General features: G+C 69.5%; 16 protein-coding genes. 1 reads left to right on the top strand and 15 read right to left on the bottom strand.

Going from position 1 to position 16,384, the window contains the following annotated elements:
• Window positions 1-40 precede the first annotated feature (40 nt).
• Complete coding sequence (lysS, locus tag RAH40_RS10705; RefSeq protein ID WP_306602106.1) at window positions 41-1,570, top strand: lysine--tRNA ligase; 1,530 nt, start codon at window positions 41-43, stop codon at window positions 1,568-1,570.
• A gap of 6 nt (window positions 1,571-1,576) precedes the next feature.
• Here the strand turns inward: lysS and RAH40_RS10700 are convergent, their stop codons facing one another.
• From RAH40_RS10700 to RAH40_RS10630, 15 genes are all read right to left on the bottom strand, one after another.
• Entirely contained in the window at window positions 1,577-2,353 is a 777-nt protein-coding gene (locus RAH40_RS10700; RefSeq protein WP_306602105.1) for a putative DNA-binding domain-containing protein, read from the bottom strand.
• Window positions 2,346-3,173, bottom strand: coding sequence for a DUF692 domain-containing protein (locus RAH40_RS10695; protein WP_306602104.1), 828 nt, complete (start codon window positions 3,171-3,173; stop codon window positions 2,346-2,348). Before RAH40_RS10695 ends, RAH40_RS10700 begins: the two co-directional genes overlap by 8 nt.
• Window position 3,174: 1 nt before the next feature.
• Window positions 3,175-3,459: a hypothetical protein gene (locus tag RAH40_RS10690; RefSeq protein WP_306602103.1), complete on the bottom strand. Its 285-nt coding sequence runs from the start codon at window positions 3,457-3,459 to the stop codon at window positions 3,175-3,177.
• Window positions 3,460-3,747: 288 nt separating this feature from the next.
• Entirely contained in the window at window positions 3,748-4,650 is a 903-nt protein-coding gene (locus RAH40_RS10685; protein WP_306602102.1) for a hypothetical protein, read from the bottom strand.
• Window positions 4,651-4,742: 92 nt separating this feature from the next.
• Window positions 4,743-6,170, bottom strand: a complete 1,428-nt coding sequence (gene accC / locus RAH40_RS10680; RefSeq protein WP_306602101.1) for an acetyl-CoA carboxylase biotin carboxylase subunit — start codon at window positions 6,168-6,170, stop codon at window positions 4,743-4,745.
• A 4-nt stretch (window positions 6,171-6,174) separates the two neighbouring features.
• Window positions 6,175-6,714 carry an acetyl-CoA carboxylase biotin carboxyl carrier protein gene (gene accB / locus RAH40_RS10675; protein WP_306602100.1) on the bottom strand — a complete coding sequence of 180 codons (540 nt, stop codon included), beginning with the start codon at window positions 6,712-6,714 and terminating at the stop codon, window positions 6,175-6,177.
• A gap of 19 nt (window positions 6,715-6,733) precedes the next feature.
• Window positions 6,734-7,219 carry a transcription antitermination factor NusB gene (gene nusB / locus RAH40_RS10670; RefSeq protein ID WP_306602099.1) on the bottom strand — a complete coding sequence of 162 codons (486 nt, stop codon included), beginning with the start codon at window positions 7,217-7,219 and terminating at the stop codon, window positions 6,734-6,736.
• Window positions 7,219-7,707, bottom strand: a complete 489-nt coding sequence (gene ribH / locus RAH40_RS10665) for a 6,7-dimethyl-8-ribityllumazine synthase (RefSeq protein ID WP_306602098.1) — start codon at window positions 7,705-7,707, stop codon at window positions 7,219-7,221. Before ribH ends, nusB begins: the two co-directional genes overlap by 1 nt.
• Before the next feature lie 60 nt (window positions 7,708-7,767).
• Window positions 7,768-9,012: a hypothetical protein gene (locus RAH40_RS10660; RefSeq protein ID WP_306602097.1), complete on the bottom strand. Its 1,245-nt coding sequence runs from the start codon at window positions 9,010-9,012 to the stop codon at window positions 7,768-7,770.
• Between the two features lie 58 nt (window positions 9,013-9,070).
• Window positions 9,071-10,081: an agmatine/peptidylarginine deiminase gene (locus RAH40_RS10655; RefSeq protein WP_306602096.1), complete on the bottom strand. Its 1,011-nt coding sequence runs from the start codon at window positions 10,079-10,081 to the stop codon at window positions 9,071-9,073.
• 7 nt (window positions 10,082-10,088) lie between these two features.
• Window positions 10,089-10,955 carry a carbon-nitrogen hydrolase gene (locus RAH40_RS10650; RefSeq protein WP_373432555.1) on the bottom strand — a complete coding sequence of 289 codons (867 nt, stop codon included), beginning with the start codon at window positions 10,953-10,955 and terminating at the stop codon, window positions 10,089-10,091.
• A 118-nt stretch (window positions 10,956-11,073) separates the two neighbouring features.
• Window positions 11,074-12,207, bottom strand: a complete 1,134-nt coding sequence (locus RAH40_RS10645; protein ID WP_306602094.1) for a kelch repeat-containing protein — start codon at window positions 12,205-12,207, stop codon at window positions 11,074-11,076.
• A gap of 474 nt (window positions 12,208-12,681) precedes the next feature.
• Window positions 12,682-13,440: a hydrogenase gene (locus tag RAH40_RS10640; RefSeq protein WP_306602093.1), complete on the bottom strand. Its 759-nt coding sequence runs from the start codon at window positions 13,438-13,440 to the stop codon at window positions 12,682-12,684.
• Complete coding sequence (locus tag RAH40_RS10635; protein ID WP_306602092.1) at window positions 13,440-14,951, bottom strand: hydrogenase; 1,512 nt, start codon at window positions 14,949-14,951, stop codon at window positions 13,440-13,442. Before RAH40_RS10635 ends, RAH40_RS10640 begins: the two co-directional genes overlap by 1 nt.
• The gene (locus RAH40_RS10630) at window positions 14,948-16,381 is read right to left on the bottom strand and encodes a proton-conducting transporter membrane subunit (RefSeq protein ID WP_306602091.1); all 1,434 of its coding nucleotides are present in this window, start codon (window positions 16,379-16,381) and stop codon (window positions 14,948-14,950) included. The genes RAH40_RS10635 and RAH40_RS10630 overlap by 4 nt, the downstream gene beginning before the upstream one ends.
• Window positions 16,382-16,384: the final 3 nt, after the last annotated feature.

Here is a 16,384-nt window from a genome sequence, read left to right as displayed (position 1 = left end):
GCGATAAACTGGTTTTTTGCCCCGAAGGAATGGAGACCGCATGCAGCTCAGCCAGTACCGCCAAGTCCGCATCGAGAAGCTGGAGAAGCTCAAGGCCCTGGGTCTGGACGTGTGGCCCCGCAAGGCCGAGCGCACCCACGGCATCGGGGACCTCCTGGAGGCCCACGACCGGGAGGGGGCCAAGACCACCAATGAGGAGCTGGAGGCCCTGGGCAAGGTCGTCAGCGTCATGGGCCGGGTGATCGCCATCCGGGAGATGGGCAAGAGCGTGTTCGCGACCATCACCGAGATGGGGGTGAAGCTCCAGGTGTACTTCCGCATGAACGACCTGGCCGAGCCCGGCTGGGAGGTGGTCAAGCTGCTGGACCTGGGCGACTTCATCTCGGTCACCGGCCCGGTCATGCGCACCAGGATGGGCGAACTGTCGGTCCGGGCCCAGCGGATCCAGTTCCTCACCAAGGCCCACAAGCCCCTGCCCGAGAAGTGGCACGGGCTGCAGGACAAGGAGGTGCGCTACCGCCGGCGCTACCTGGACCTGGTGGCCAACCCCGACGTCCTTCTCACGTTCCAGACCCGCAGCCGAATCATCGCCAAGGTGCGCAGCTACATGGAGGGCCAGCGCTTCCTGGAGGTGGAGACCCCCATGATGCAGCCCATCCCGGGCGGCGCCACGGCCCGGCCCTTCGTCACGCACCACAACGCGCTCGACATCCCCCTCTACCTGCGCATCGCCCCCGAGCTCTACCTCAAGCGCCTGATCGTCGGCGGCTTCGAGCGGGTGTTCGAGATCAACCGGAGCTTCCGCAACGAGGGCGTCTCCATGCGCCACAACCCCGAGTTCACCATGATGGAGAGCTACGCGGCCGGCGAGGACCTGCGGGACGTGATGGTGCTCACCGAGAACCTCTTCGAGACCGTGGCGGGCCACCTGGGCGCCGTGGAGCGCCCCTACGGCGTGGACGCCGAGGGCAATCCCCGGCTCATCAGCTACCGCACCCCCTTCCGCCGCATGACCCTCAAGGACGCCACCGCCCACTACGGCGGCTTCGACCGGGCCCTCCTGGAGGACGACGCCCAGATCCTGCGCCTGGCCCGGGAGGCCCACGTGGAGGACGCGGAGAAGCAGACCCCCGGCGCCCTGCTGGGCGCGCTCTTCGAGCACCACGCCGAGAAGGAGCTCATCCAGCCCACCTTCATCACGGACTACCCCGTGGAGCTGAGCCCCCTGACCAAGAACCTCCCCGGGGACGACCGGTTCGTGGACCGCTTCGAGCTCTTCATCGGCGGCATGGAACTGGCCAACGCCTACTCCGAGCTCAACGATCCCGTCGTGCAGCTGGAGCGCTTCGAGGCCCAGCTCGCCGAGCGCGAGGCCGGCAACGACGAGGCCATGCTCCTGGACGAGGACTTCATCGAGGCCCTGGAGCACGGGTTCCCCCCCTGCGGCGGCCTGGGCGTGGGCATGGACCGCCTGGTCATGCTGATGACCGACAGCTCCAGCATCCGGGACGTCCTGCTCTTCCCGCTGATGCGCCCCATGGCGAAGGGCGCCGAGGACGAGGAGCTCTGAACCCGGTCAGGCTTCCCTGAAGCCCAGCACGGCCCCCGCCTCCCGCAGGCCGGCCAGGAAGGACAGGAGCCCGGGCAGGTCCGCCAGCCCGAGCTCCTCCGCCACGGCCGCCAGGGAGGCGCCCCGGGCCCGCGCCAGGAGGCAGGCCGCGGCCTCCGTCAGTTCCCGCCACTGGATGAAGCCTTGCGCGTCCCGGCTGGCCAGGAGGCGGCAGGCCCCGGGCTCGGGCGCGGGCGCCTCCCAGGTGGCCTCGTGGACGCGGTACGCGTAGGCCAGAACCTGGGTGGAGGGCGCCAGCACCAGGAGGTCTCCGGGGCGGGGCACGGCGCGCAGGCCCGCGGGGGGGGCCGCGTCGGGGAGGTGCTCCACCAGTTGCCTGACCAGCTCGAAGTGGGCCAGTTCCAGGAGGAAGGGCCACCGGTCCCGGCCCCAGGCCGAGGTGGCCAGCCAGCCCAGGAACGTGGCGGAGATGTCCCGGTAGAAGGGGCTCCGGAAGGTCCGGCTGGAAAGGAAGCCGGCGCGGCACGCTCCCCACGCCCCGGCCCCCTCGAGCAGGGTCCGGGTGAGGGGGAAGTCCTGGTCGACGGGTTCGCAGATGTCCTCCCGCACGGCGTCCCGGTAGTACAGGAGCCGGTCGCGGTAGCGCCGGAAGGCGGCCTGGTCCCCCTCCGGCAGGCCCCGGGCCGCGGCGAAGGCGCCCGGGTCGGCCTCGAAGGCGGCGGCGTCGGGATCCAGGGCCAGGGCCGCGAGGCTGCGCTGCAGGGCCAGGACGGCGTCAGGCATGGGCGGCCAGGGCCTGGTCGTAGGCCTCCTGAAGCGCGGCGCGCTCGGCGAGCAGCTCGGCCAGGGGCGGGATGTCGTTGTCCCGCTCCAGCAGCACGGGCACGGGCCGGCCGATGCGGGGCAGCACGAAGCGCATGAGGTCCACGACCGGATCGGCCACCGGGGCCCCGTGGGTGTCCACCACCAGGTCGCCGTAGCGGTCGTGGCCGGCGATGTGGATCTGGGCGACCCGGTGCAGGGGCATCCCCTCGAACCAGCGGTAGGGATCGAAGCCGAAGTTCAGGGAGTTCACGTAGACGTTGTTGATGTCCAGGAGCCAGCCTGCGTCGGCGCCCTCGAGGACCTCGGCGATGAAGGCCGCCTCGTCCATCCCCGCCTGCCCCAGCTCGGCGTAGTAGGTGATGTTCTCCAGCAGGAAGGGCACCGGGAGCCGCGGCTTGAGCTCCCGCGCCCGGGCCGCGGCGTGGCGCGCCGAGGCCCGGGTGAAGGGCATGGGCAGGAGCTCGTGGGTGGTGGCGCCGTCCACCGAGGTGAAGCACAGGTGTTCGGAGTGCCAGGGGCTCCCCGAGGCGATGAGGAAGCCCGCCAGGTCGGCCAGGTAGGCGTCGTCGAAGGGATCGAAGCCGCCCACCGAGAGGCTGAGGCCGTGGGAGATCACAGGGTCCCTGGCCAGGATCGTCCGGGTCAGGGCGGCCACCCTGCCGCCGTCCCCGATGACGTTCTCCGGGGCGATTTCCCAGAAGGGGACGTCAGGGGCCTCCCGGGCCACCGCCTCCAGGTGGGGGAGGCGGAGGCCCAGGCCGACGCCGGAGAAGGCCATGCTAGCCCCTCCCGCCGCAGCGGGGCACGCTGGCGCAGCGATGTCCGCAGCGGGGCACGCTCGCGCATCTCCGGCCGCAGCGGGGCACGCCGGCACATCGCCGCCCGCCGCAGCGGGGCACGCTGGCGCAGCGCCTGCCGCCGCACCGGCGCTGTTCCAGTTCCGGCGCCGGGGCGGTCTGGCCCGCCGGGGCGATCTCCCGGGCGGAGAGGGTGGGCGCGGCGGTGGCGGGCAGGCTGGAGCCCGCGGAGAAGAGGGTGGCGATGCCGATGAGGGTCGTGATCATGGTGCGCTCCGCGCGGCGCAGGCCGCACTGGGATCCCGGGGGATCCGGATGGGGTGAGGGCCCGGGGACGGCGTCCGCGGGGCGGGTCGAGGGGACAGTGTTTTTGCCCAGACTTAACGTCTCGAATCCCATTGCTACAAATCGGACCAAGACCGAATTTACTTGAGTGGAAAAATCGAATTAAATATATATTATAAAAGAGTTTATACACATATAAAACGGATGGGGCCGCTGTCCTGGCGGACGGCGGCCCCTTGCTTTTCTTACGTTATAATAATTCCAATTCCCTTACTTGGCCGTGGGTTCCTTCCCTTCGGAAGACGTGGAGGACGAGGACGAGGATGGAGCGGTGGCGGCATGGGGCCAATCGACCACGGCCTGGTTCAGGCGGTCCCAATGCCCTTTGAGGGGGACCTTCTCCTGGACGAACTCCATGCCCTTGGGCACCAGCCGGACGAGGTGGTCGTTTCCCGCGCGGTAGTAGGCCAGGCGGGTGCGCTGCGCCTTCCGGGTGGCCTTGTAGGGGAACAGCCAGTGGTTCCTCTCGCCCGGGCCGCCCGGTTCGATGCCCTTGAGATCGGCCTTCATGGTGGTCACCCCGTGGGCGCCGACGATCCAGATCTGGTGCTGGCCGGGGCGGGTGTAGGCCAGCTGCTCGGTGCCGTTGCCCAGGAAGTCGCCCGTGGCGGCCAGGAGATCCTGGTCCACCGAGAGATCGCTGGTGTCGGCCGGTATCAGGTCGGATTTCGGGGTGTCGGCCCCCTTCTCGAAGTGGCCGGCCACGAAGCCCTGGGAGGGCTGCTTGAGGCGGGCCCCGTTGGTGAGGACCTTCCACCCCGGGGCGCCCTTGCGGGCGTAGACGAGGTCGGAGACCCCGGTACCCGTCAGGTCCAGGGGGGCGATGAAGGTGTCCTCCCCCAGGTCGGCCAGGTCCGCGGGGCCGGAGGCGCCGGGGGCGGCCAGCATGGGGAATGCAAAGGCTTCGGCCGAGTCCTGGGCCACGATGCGGAAGGCGCCCTTGTCCAGGGACGCGAGGCGCTGGAGGGGCTGCAGCGGGTGGATCGCCCCCTCCCCGACGGCGTCGGGGGCGGGCTTGAAGATGCCGTGGACGAGGCAATGGGTGAGGGGGGTGGTGGCGTGGGCGGTGGCCAAGCCTGCGGCCAGGGCAGCCCCGAGGAGGATGCGATGCATGGAGGTACTCCTTTATGGATAAAAAATGGACGTTATGGCGCGCCAATCCATGAATGCAAGGAGAACCTCCAAGGTTCTGTATAAATTAAAAATCAGGCTTCTTCGGCCCGTTCCTTCTCCAGCTGGGCCAGGAACACTTCCAGCCACTTGGTGGAGAACTCGCCCTTGATGAAGTCCGGGTGGTCCATGATGCGGCGGTGGAGGGGGCTGGTGGTCTTGATGCCCTCCACGACGATGGTGTCCAGGGCGCGGCGCATGCGGGCCAGGGCCTCGGTGCGGTCGTTGCCGTAGGCGATGAGCTTGGCGACCATGGAGTCGTAGTAGGGCGGGATGACCGCGTCCTGGTGCATGGCGGTGTCCATGCGGATGCCGGGACCGCCGGGGAAATGGAGCGCGGTGATGCGGCCGGGGCAGGGGGTGAACTTCCAGGGGTCCTCGGCGTTGATGCGGCACTCGATGGCCGCGCCCCGCAGGACGATGTCCTCCTGGGCGTAGGAGAGCTTGCGGCCCGCGGCGATGCGGATCTGCTCCTTGACGATGTCCACGCCCGAGACCAGCTCGGTGATGGGGTGCTCCACCTGGACGCGGGTGTTCATCTCCATGAAGAAGAAGTCGCCCCGCGCGTCCAGCAGGAACTCGATGGTGCCGGCGTTGAAGTACCCCACGGCCCTGGCGGCGCGCACCGCGGTGTCGTGGATGCGCTTGCGCAGCTCGGGCGTGAGCGCAGGGCTGGGGCTCTCCTCGATCAGCTTCTGGTGCCGGCGCTGGATGGAGCACTCCCGCTCGCCCAGGTGGATGATGTTGCCGAAGAGGTCGCCGAGAATCTGGACCTCGATGTGGCGGGGCTCCAGGAGGTACTTCTCCATGTACACCGAGTCGTCCGTGAAGGCGGCCTTGGCCTCGGTGCGGGCGGTGTTGTACATGTCCGACATCTCGTCGGGGGAGTTGACGATGCGCATGCCCCGGCCGCCGCCGCCGGCGCTGGCCTTGACGATGACGGGGTAGCCGATCTTCTCGCCCCAGGCCAGGGCGTCCTCCACCGTCTCCACGATGCCGTCGCTGCCGGGCATGAGGGGCACGCCCGCGGCCAGCATGGTGGCCTTGGCCTGGGCCTTGTTGCCCATGGTGCGGATGATCTCGGCGTTGGGGCCGATGAACACGATGCCGCAGGCCTGGCACACGTCCACGAAGTGCGGGTTCTCGCTGAGGAAGCCGTAGCCCGGGTGGATGGCCTCGGCGCCGGTGACTTCGGCGGCCGCGATGACCTGGGGGATGTTCAGGTAGGACTTCCCGCTCGGGGGCGGGCCGATGCAGATGTCCTCGTCGGCGAACCGCACGTGCAGGGCGTTGCGGTCGGCCTCGGAGTACACGGCCACCGTCTGGATGCCGAGTTCCTTGCAGGCGAAGATCACCCGGAGGGCGATCTCCCCGCGGTTGGCGATGAGGATCTTGCGGAAGGGCGGCTCGCCGTTCTTGACGGCGGGCTTGCGGTTGGGGGTCGCGCGCTTGACGGGGCTCATGGCGCTAGCGCACCCGAACGGCGAAGAGCCGCTCGCCGTACTCCACAGGCTGGCCGTTCTCCACCAGGACCGCCACCACCTCGCCGGCCACGTCGCACTCGATCTCGTTCATGAGCTTCATGGCCTCGACGATGCAGAGGGTCTGGCCGGGCTTCACGTAGTCCCCGGGCTGCACGTAGCTGGGGCCGTTGGGCGTGGGGCTGCGGTAGTAGGTGCCCACGATGGGGCTGGTGATGAAGTGGATGCCGGGATCCTCCGGCTTCTCCTCCGCCGCGGGCTGGGCCGGGGCCACCAGGGTGTGGGTGGGCATGGCCGCCAGGGGCATGACGGGAACCGTGGAAGGCGGGGGCGGGACGGGGGCGGGGGCGCCGCCCTTGCGGATGCGGAACTTCACGCCACCCGTCTCCATCTCGAATTCGTCGATGTGTTCCCGGGCCACCAGGCCGATGAGGGCCTTGATGTCCTCCAGGCCCAGGGCGAGGGCTCCGGAGGGAGCCTTGGCGGGGAGGGCGCGGGGGGGAGCGGGTTTCTTGGCAGGACTCATGGGCACTCCACGGGGAGCATCAGTCGACGCTCGGGGGTTCGTCCGGGGTTTCCGCGAGGACGGCGGCCTTGCGGGAGCGTCCCTTCAGGCCGGTCTCGTCGGGCCGGAATTCCTTGCTGGCGGCGTCCAGGATCCCGTTCACGAACTGGGTTCCCTCCTGGTCGCTGAATTCCTTCACGATCTCCAGCGCCTCGTTGATGACGATGGGGAAGGGTATCTCCTTCAGGAACATGAGCTCGTAGACCCCGAGGCGCAGGAGGTTGCGGTCCACCACGGCCATGCGGTGGATCTTCCAGTGCTCGGCGAAGCGGGTGAGGACGGCGTCGATCTCCTCCAGGTGCCCGTGCACCCCGTCAACCAGGCGCCGGGCGTAGTAGAACGCGTCCCGGTTCAGGTCCTGGATGGCGTTGAAGCCCGCGAACACCTCGTCGGGGAGGTAGTCCGTGAGATCCATGGCATAGAGCATCTGGAGGGCGTATTCGCGCCCCCGCCTGCGAACACCCATTACTTCGTCCCCTTCCTGGGTCCCGGAAGGGCGCGGAAGAGATCCACGGATTCCAGGAGCGTCATGGCTGCTTCCCAGCCCTTGTTGCCCATCTTGGTGCCGGCGCGGTCGATGGCCTGCTCCACCGAATCGGTGGTGAGCACGCCGAAGATGACCGGGATGCCCGCCTCCAGGCCCACCTGGGCGGTGCCCTTGGTGACCTCGTTGGCGATCATGTCGAAATGGGGCGTCCCGCCGCGGATGACCGCGCCCAGGACCACGATGCCGGCGTAGTTGCCGGTCTGGGCAACCTTCCTGGCCACCTGGGGCAGCTCGAAGGCCCCCGGAACCCGGATGAGGTCGATCTGGGCCTCGCTTCCCCCGTGCCGGAGGATGCAGTCCGTGGCGCCGCCTATCAACCGGTCCACGATGAATTCATTAAAACGTGCGGCAACGAGAGCGAACCGGTCGCCCTTTTCCACACGTAGCTGGCCCTCAAAGATCCCCATGGGAACCCCCCGAAAGGTGGTTGAATTGAAGACAATAGCACAACTGGAGGCAAAGTCGAATCAAAGGGGGTGCTCCAGGGCCAGGCCCGCGTCCGCAAGTCCCCAAGGCACAAGGTGATCAATCTGATCCCGGCCCAGGGTGATGCCGAAGAGTCGCCAAACGGCCAGGGAGTATACGTCGGGCAGGTACCGGCCCCACATCTTCACCGGCAGCTCCCCCACCTCGATCGTGGGCGACAGGGCCAGCATGAGCATGTACTCGATGAGGAAGGACGCGTTGGACGCGATGCGGCCCGAGTAGGTGACGCCCGCGCGCTGCTCCAGGATGCGGGCCTCGTGGATGCAGGAGCCGAACTCGCTCTCCACCAGGTCGGCATGGGTGGTGAGGATCACCTCGGCGCGGAAGCTGCGCTCCCCCCCTTCCACGAAGGCCGGGAAGCCCTCGGCGAGCTCGGCGGGCGTGAGCCCCTTGCCGGCGTGGCGGGCCCAGTCCCAGTCCCTGGCCAGGTCCACGAGGACGCCGGGTTCGGGCACCCTCAGGTCCACCAGGAGGTTGATGTCGTTGTAGCGGCCCCGGTGCTCCTCCTTCACGACGCCCACCACGGCGGGGTGGCGGCGGATGGCCTCCTCCATGGACTCCATCTCCCCGGGGGTGCCCACGAACTTGAGGCCGATGCCGTCGTCGATGCGCAGGTCCTCGGGCTTGAAGACCAGGACGCCGTCCCGGAAGGTGCGGCTCACGATGCGCTCGGCCTGGTCGTAGTCCTGGGCCATCTCCTGCTTGGAGGAGAGGAGCTCCTTCAGGGGGATGCCGTAGGTCTCCGCGCGCTGCTGGGCCAGGAGCCGGGCCCGCTCGTTGATGGCCCCCGCGAGCCGGTCCGCCACGCGCCGCGAGCACTTCTCGGCGATGCGCCGCAGCCGCTTGATGCGGGCCATGCCCAGGATGGTGCCGTCCTCCCGCAGCCCCAGCATCACGTCCGAGGGCGTGCCGGGGAAGAAGTCCTCGGGATGGTTCCGGTAGAGGCTGAAGAGCTCCTGCTCGCGGGGGCCCGGGTTCCTGCAGGAGGCGACGATGGCGTCCCGCAGCTCGTCCTTGGACCGCAGCCGCGTGAGCGTCACGGGCCCGGGGTGCACGGCCTGCTTGATGCCCGTGAGCAGGTCCCGGACCACGGGGGCCGAGATCAGGTTCTCGTACGTGGTCACCTGCGTGAGGAAACGGCCGTCCCCCCGGAGGGGGCAGTCCGCGAACCAGCGGGTGGCCAGCTCGAAGAGTTCTTTGCGGTGCGTGATGCTGGTCAGGTGCATGGATCCGTGCCTGGTTCTGCTTGATGTTACTCCCCCCGGCAAGGGCCGGGGCGCCCAATCAGGCCGGCTGCTGCTGGGTCATGCAGTGCATGGCGCCGAAGCCCCAGATGAAGTCGCCGCTGTAGATGCCCACCACCTCCCGGTCAGGGAAGAGGGAGGCGATGAGGTCCAGCGCGACCCGGTCGTTGGGGTCGTTGAAGACCGGCACCAGCACGAGGCCGTTGGCGACGTAGAAGTTCCCGTAGCTCGCCGGGAGCCGGATGCCGCGGTAGGAGAGGGGCCCGGGCAGGGGCAGCTCCACCACCTCCAGGGGCCGCCCGTCCTGGTCCGTGGCGGCCCTGAGGCGGCGCAGGTTCTCCTGGAGCGGGGCGTGGTTGGGGTCGTCCTTCCGGGGCTCCACCACCGTGACGACGGTGCGCTCCCCCACGAACCGGGAGAGGTCGTCCACGTGGCCGTGGGTGTCGTCGCCCTTGATGCCGTCGCCCAGCCAGATCACCTTGCGGATGCCCAGGTGCTCTGCGAAGGCCTTCTCGTAGCCTTCGCGGCCCAGCCCCGGGTTGCGCTCCTGCACGTTGCTGAGCAGGCACTCCTCGGTGGTGAGCAGCGTGCCCCGGCCGTTCACGTCGATGCTGCCGCCCTCCAGGACCATCGCGGCGCGCCGGGCCTTCACGCCCGCGGCGCGGGCCATGAAGGTCCCCACCTTGTCGTCCAGCTCGAAGTTGTCGTACTTGGCCCAGGCGTTGAAGCGCCACTTCACGGCGCCCAGCGCTTCCCCGTCCTTGACGAAGCAGCACCCGGAGTCCCGCAGCCAGATGCGGTCGGTGGGCAGGGCGTGGAAGCGCACGTTGTCCGAGAGGGCCCCGGCCCGGTCCAGGACGCCCCGGGCCCGGGCCTCCATCGCCGCGTCCCGCACCAGGATCTCCACCCGCTCGCGCCTTCCCAGGTGGCGGATGATCTCGGCGAACACGAAGGGGATGGCGGCGAACTTGCCGGGCCAGTCCATGCGGTTGTGGGGCCAGGCCAGCCAGGTCGCGGCATGGGGCTCCCATTCTGCGGGCATTCGGATCATGAGTCCCTCAGTCCAGATACCTTCGGGGCAGGTCCCCGTAGGCGTCGATGCGGCGGTCCCGCAGGAAGGGCCAGTTGCGCCGGGTGGTCTCCAGCAGCTCCAGGTCGATGTCGCCGATGAGGATCTCCTCCTTGTCGTGGCTGGCCTGGGCGAGGATGCGCCCGAAGGGGTCGGCCAGGAAGGAGCCGCCCCAGAACTCCAGCCCCTGGCCCGGGGCCTCGTCCCCGCGGATGTTGCCGGTCTCGAAGCCGACCCGGTTCACGCCGGCCACGAACACGCCGTTGGCGATGGCGTGGCCCCGCTGGATGGTGCGCCAGGCGTCGTACTGCGATTCGCCGTATTCCGCCTTTTCCGCGGGGTGCCAGCCGATGGCCGTGGGGTAGAAGAGGACGGACGCCCCCATCATGGCCGTGAGCCGGGCCCCCTCGGGATACCACTGGTCCCAGCACACCAGGGTCCCCAGCCTGCCGAAGGTGGTGTCGTGGGCCTTGAAGCCGAGATCCCCCGGGGTGAAATAGAACTTCTCGTAGTAGAGCGGGTCGTCGGGGATGTGCATCTTGCGGTAGAGGCCCTTGATGGCGCCGTCGGTCTCCAGCACCGCCAGGGTGTTGTGGTAGAGCCCCGCGGCCCTGCGTTCGAAGAGCGAGGCGAGGATCACCACGCCGCACGTGCGGGCCACTTCGCCCAGCAGGTCCGTGGCCGGCCCCGGGATGCTCTCGGCCAGGTCGAACAGCGCGATGTCCTCCCGCTGGCAGAAGTATTGGGTCTGGAAGAGCTCGGGCAGGCACACCACCTGGGCGCCCCGGGAGGCCGCCTCCACCACGAAGGCCGCGGCCCGGCGGAGGTTCTCCTCCGGCTCGGGCCCGCAGGCCATCTGGACCAATCCAACTCGGAAGTGCTTGGGGGACAAGGCGGACCTCTGAAAAGGGGAACCCAGGATAGCAGGTCGGTTTCCCGGACGCCTTGACGGGAGTGTGCCAATAGCCGAATCGTTATTTATAAAGGGCTGCGGCGTTTGTGGGTTCCAGGAGTGAATCCAGGCCCCCCACGACCAGGACCTTTCCGCCGGGAAGCAGCGTCGCGGTGCCGTTCCTGACGCCATCCACCTGTTTGGCCGCGGGAACGAACGCCATCCGGGCGGGATCGAACAGCTCCGCCTGCCCCGTGACGGTGGACCCTCCGGCCGCGGGGCTTCCCCCCGTGATCAGGACCGGGCCACCGGGAAGGGGGGTCGCGGTGTGGTCGCGGCGGGGCACCCCCATGGCCTGGGCGGCGGTGAAGGTGGGGGCGGCCTGGGACAGGTCGCACACCTCGTTCCCGGCCAGGGCGCCGCCCGCATGCCCCCCGGCAAGGAGCAACCGGCTGCCCGGCAAAAGGGTCGCCGTATGGGCCGATCGCGCCTGGAGCATGGATCCCGCCACCGCCAAGGTCCGCGTGGCCGGATCATAGACTTCCACCTCGGCGGAAGCCTGGCCGCCCGCAATGATTACCCGGCCGTCCTCCAGCACGGTGGCCGTGTGCCGTGTCCGCCCCCCGGCCAGGGCCGCCGGACACGGGGCGAAGGTCCCCGCGGCGGGATCGAACACCTCCATGGAGGCCAGGGGCGCGCCGGCGGCATCCTCGCCCCCGATGATCAGCACCTTGCCGGCATCGGGCCCGACGGTGAGGAGGGCGGCGGCGTGGTTGCTCCGGGGCGTGGCCATGGAACCCCAGGGGGACACGGTTCCCGAGGCCGGGTCGTACCGCTCGGCGCTGGCCAGGGCGCTCCCGCCCATGCCTCCCGCCAGAAGAACGCTCCCGTCCTGCAGCAGGGTGGCGGTGTGGGCGTAGCGGGGCGTCCCCATGGCCGCGGCGGGGGCGAAGGCGCCGGCGGCGGGATCGTAGGTTTCCATGGACGCCGTTGGCACGAGACCGGCGGCGTAGGTGAGACCCCCCGCCACCAGCACCTTGCCGGACGGGAGGAGGGTGGCGGTGTGGTGGGCTCGCGGGGTGGCGAGGTCTCCCGTGGCCGTGAAGCTCCCCGCGGTGGGCGCCTGGGCGGGACGGGGGCCATCTTGGCCCCCGCCGCCACAACCGATGGCCAGAAGGGCCCCGAAGGGTATGAAAAACCTAAATAAAAATTTCATGGATGGACCTCTCGTGCAATAAGTGATTCAAATCAGTTCCGGGTTTCAGCCAGGGAACCGATTCCCTTTCATTTCTTTGGATGACTATATATCTGCCTGTATTAAAGTCGTTTAGTCATAAATATCCCTCCGGGGCTTGGCGCCGGGGCGCCCCGGCAGGATGAAAAATTCTATAAATTAATACCTTCTTTGGGCGCTCCTGATGACCCTGCTGGTAATCCTGGATCGCCCGTGTTCCGAACTTGCGCACTGAACCGAGGCCCTTTTCGGACGGCGAAGGCTGCGCCGTGGCCGTGGACGGCGGCACCGTGCGGGTCGCGCGGGCGAGAACGGATGGGGCCGCCCAGGCCTTCGGCGACCCCTGGGTGCCCTCGGAGGCCTATGCGATCGCGGCCGCGCGCCGCTGGGACGCCAGGGAGCGCAGGCAGGGCCGGGACGAAGGAAGGAATGGGGTGAATCCAAACCAGGGCCGGTTCAGACCCGGTCCAACAACCTCAACAACCCATCCAGAATCGTAAGCGGATGCGGCGGGCACCCCGGGATGAACAGGTCCACGTGGATTCCGGCCCCCACGGCGCCGCACAGCTGCTCCTCCTGCTCCAGGTAGGGGCCGCCGCTGATGGCGCAGGCGCCCACGGCGAGGACGAGCTTGGGGTCGGGGGTGGCCTCGAGGGTCTTGGCCAGGGCCAGTTCCATGTTGCGCGTGACGGGGCCGCAGATGAGCACGGCGTCGGCGTGGCGGGGGCTGGCGACGACCTGGATGCCGAAGCGGCCCAGGTCCCAGCCGATGGTGCCCAGGACGTTCACGTCCACCTCGCAGCCGTTGCAGCCGCCCGCGCTCACCACGCGGAGCTTGAGGGAGCGGCCGAAGAGGGCCAGGGCCTTGGCCTCCAGGGCCTCGGCCACCCGGTAGCCGGCGCCGGAGCGCACCAGCAGGTCCTCCCGGGCGCGCGTGGCCAGGCGGAACTCGTCCGTGAACCGCAGGCTCCTGTCGGGGCAGGCGTCGGTGCAGGCGGTGCAGAACAGGCACCGGCCCAGGTCGATGGCCAGGCCGGGCACGGCGCTGATGGCCTCGGTGGGGCACGCGTCCATGCAGGCCCTGCAGTCCGGGGGGCAGGGGCCCTCGGGCACCTCGGGAAGGCCGCGGAAGCGGTCCGGCATGGCCGGGACGACGTCCGGGTAGTGGTTGGTGCGGTGCCCTTGCCGCAGTCGGGAAGCCAGGATCTTCAGCATCAGAGGTCGAACCCGCAGTATGAGAGGTTGAAGCTCTTGTTGCACAGGGGAAAGTCGGAGATCTCCTCGCCCCGCAGGGCCAGGGCCAGTCCGGTCCAGTTGTGGAAGGAGGGGTCCACGATCTTGTAGCGGGAGAACCGGCCGTCGTCGTCCGTGAGGGCCAGGTGGGCGATCTCCCCGCGCCAGCCCTCGGTCATGCCCAGAGCCAGGTGGTTCGGGGGCAGGGCCCGGGGGGCGTCGACGTGGACCGGTCCCGGCGGCAGGGCCCGGAGCACGTCCAGGGCCCAGCGCAGGAACTCGACGCTGGCCTGGATCTCCTGGGTGCGCACCCGGGCGCGGGCCGCCACGTCGCCCATGTCCTCGTTCACGGCCGGAATGGCCGCCTCCAGGTAGGGGCCGAAGGGGTGGTCGCGGCGCACGTCCCGGTCCAGGCCGCAGGCCCTCGCCGCGGGCCCTACCATGCCGATGTTCTTGGCCTGGGCGCGGACGATCCGCCCGGTGCCCTCCAGCCTCGCCAGGACCGACGGGGTGTGCCAGAGCAGGTCCACCGCGTTGGCGGTGTCGCCCGCGGCGGCCTCCAGGCGCCCACGCAGGTCGTCGATGCGGGCCGCGTCCACGTCGAAGCGCACGCCCCCGGGCCTCAGCAGGTCCCGGCCCAGGCGGCTGCCGCAGAGCACCGCGGTCATGTTCAGCCAGTCGCCCCGCAACCGCCCGCAGTAGGAGAGGGTGGGGAGGAAGCCCACGTCGCCGGCGATGGCGCCCAGGTCCCCGGTGTGGTTGGCCAGGCGTTCCAGCTCCAGGGCCACGGCGCGGATGAGGTTGGCCCGCAGGGGCACCTCCAGGTCAAGCAGGCCCTCGACGGCCAGGCAATGGGCCCACAGGTGGCCGATGGTGGTGTCGCCCGCAGCGGTCTCCATGTGCTTGAGGGTGGAGCGGTGGGGCCCTCCGGCCAGGGTGCGCTCGATGCCGCGGTGCTGGTAGCCCAGGGCGATCTCGAGGTTGAAGACGGTCTCGCCGTTGCACTGGAAGCGGAAGTGGCCGGGCTCGATGACCCCGGCATGGACGGGGCCGACGCCCACCTCGTGCACCTGGCGGCCCTCCACCCGGTAGAAGTCGGCCACGCCGGGCCGGATGGGTCCGGTGCGGTCCCAGGCGTCCCTCGGGGTGCCCAGGGCGCGCTGGTAGCGCACGGGCTTGAACCAGGGGTGGCCGAAGATCTTCAGGCCGCGCTGTTCGGCGATCTCCCGCTCGAAGAGGTGGGCCTCGGGGCAGCGGGGCGTGATGGACGGGAATCCCGTGGCCGGGAAGGTGGTGCGCACCGCCCGGAGCACCGGGCCGGCCCCGGAGGCCAGCACCGCGCAGCCCGCCAGGTCCGGGCCCACCGAGAGGGCCACGAGCCGGTGGCTGTCGCCGCAGGACTCCACGATGAATTCCTGGAAGTCCGGGAAGGAAAGGAGGGGCACCTCGGAAAGGGGGATGGCGGTGCCGTTGATGATGGGCGCGCTGGTCACGGCTGGCCCTCCACCAGGAGCGCCGCCCGGGCCAGCAGGGACTGGAGGGGGCCCGGAAGCCAGGTGCCCAGGATCAGCGCCAGGGCCAGCGCCAGGACCAGGGGCGCGGTGAGTCCGAAAGTGTCCTCGTAGTGGGTGCGCACGCTGGCGGGGTTGGGGTTGCCCTGAAGCACGGGCAGGATCACCGAGCCCATGGCGGTGAAGATGGCGGCCAGCAGCGCCAGGAAGAGCGAGCCCGCCATGAGGTGCCCACCGCCCAGGGCGGTGGACGCGATGCCGAAGATGCTGGTGAAGGGCGCGAAGGGGGGCGAACCCACGATGGCCAGGAAGCCCAGCAGGAAGCACCAGCCCGACACCGGCAGGCGCCGCATGGCCCCGCTCACGTCGGCCAGGCTCTTGCTGGAGAAGCTCCGCACGATGTTGCCCGAGCCCAGGAAGAGCACGCTCTTCACCAGGGCGTTGGCCGCCACGTGGAAGAGGGCGAACAGGGTGGCCTTGCCGCCGATGCCCACCCCGAAGGCCAGGATGCCCATGTGCTCGACGCTGGAATAGGCCAGGAGCCTGCGCAGGTCCCCCTGGCGGATCATGAACACGAAGGCCCAGGCCATGGACAGGAGCCCCATGCCCACCAGCAGCTCCCGGCAGAAGAGCCCCAGGCCCGCGGCGGCCATGATCGAGAAGAAGCGCAGCAGCGAGAGGAAGGCCATGGTGGTGACGCCCCCGGCCAGGATGGTGCCCACGATGCCCGGGGTCTCGCCGTAGGCGTCGGGCTTCCAGGTGTGCATGGGGGCCAGGCCCATCTTGGTGCCGTAGCCCACCAGCAGGAGCACGAACCCGGCCTTGAGCCAGGGGGTGGGCATGGCGCCGGCGTTGGCCACGAGCCGGTCGATGTAGATGGGTTCGCCCAGGCCGCCCTGCTGCGCGGCGTAGGCCACGAAGAAGGTTCCCAGGAGCGCCAGGGCCATGCCCACCGAGCAGATCAGGAGGTACTTCCAGGTGGCCTCGAGGCTGCGCTTGTTCTTGTTGTAGTAGAGCAGCGGGGTGGTGGACAGGGCCGTGGCCTCCATGCCCACCCACAGGACGCCGGGGTGGCGCGAGGTGGCCACCAGCGAGGCCATGCCGAGGAAGCCCAGCATGGCCACGCCGAACACGCCGAAGTTGCGTTCCATGCGCAGGGCGAGGTAGGCCGGGGCGTAGAGGGAGCACAGGGTGAAGATCGTGGAGACCACCAGGAGCATCCATCCGCCCAGGGCGTCCAGGCGGAACCAGGCGTCGGGCTGGAGGTGGGAGGAGCGGGTGAGGGCCACCAGCACCAGGGCCAGGTGGAGCACGCCCGCCACAGGCAGGACCCGGGCCCGGTGCAGGCCCGGCTTCATGAACCACACGATGGCCGCGGCGATCAGGGGCATGTAGATGAGGGCGAGGATCACGGG

The sequence above is a fragment of the Geothrix sp. 21YS21S-2 genome (genome assembly GCF_030846775.1).
GTDB lineage: Bacteria > Acidobacteriota > Holophagae > Holophagales > Holophagaceae > Mesoterricola.
The sequence above is the reverse complement of the archived record's forward strand: the minus strand, read 5'-3'. Positions and strand labels throughout refer to the sequence as shown.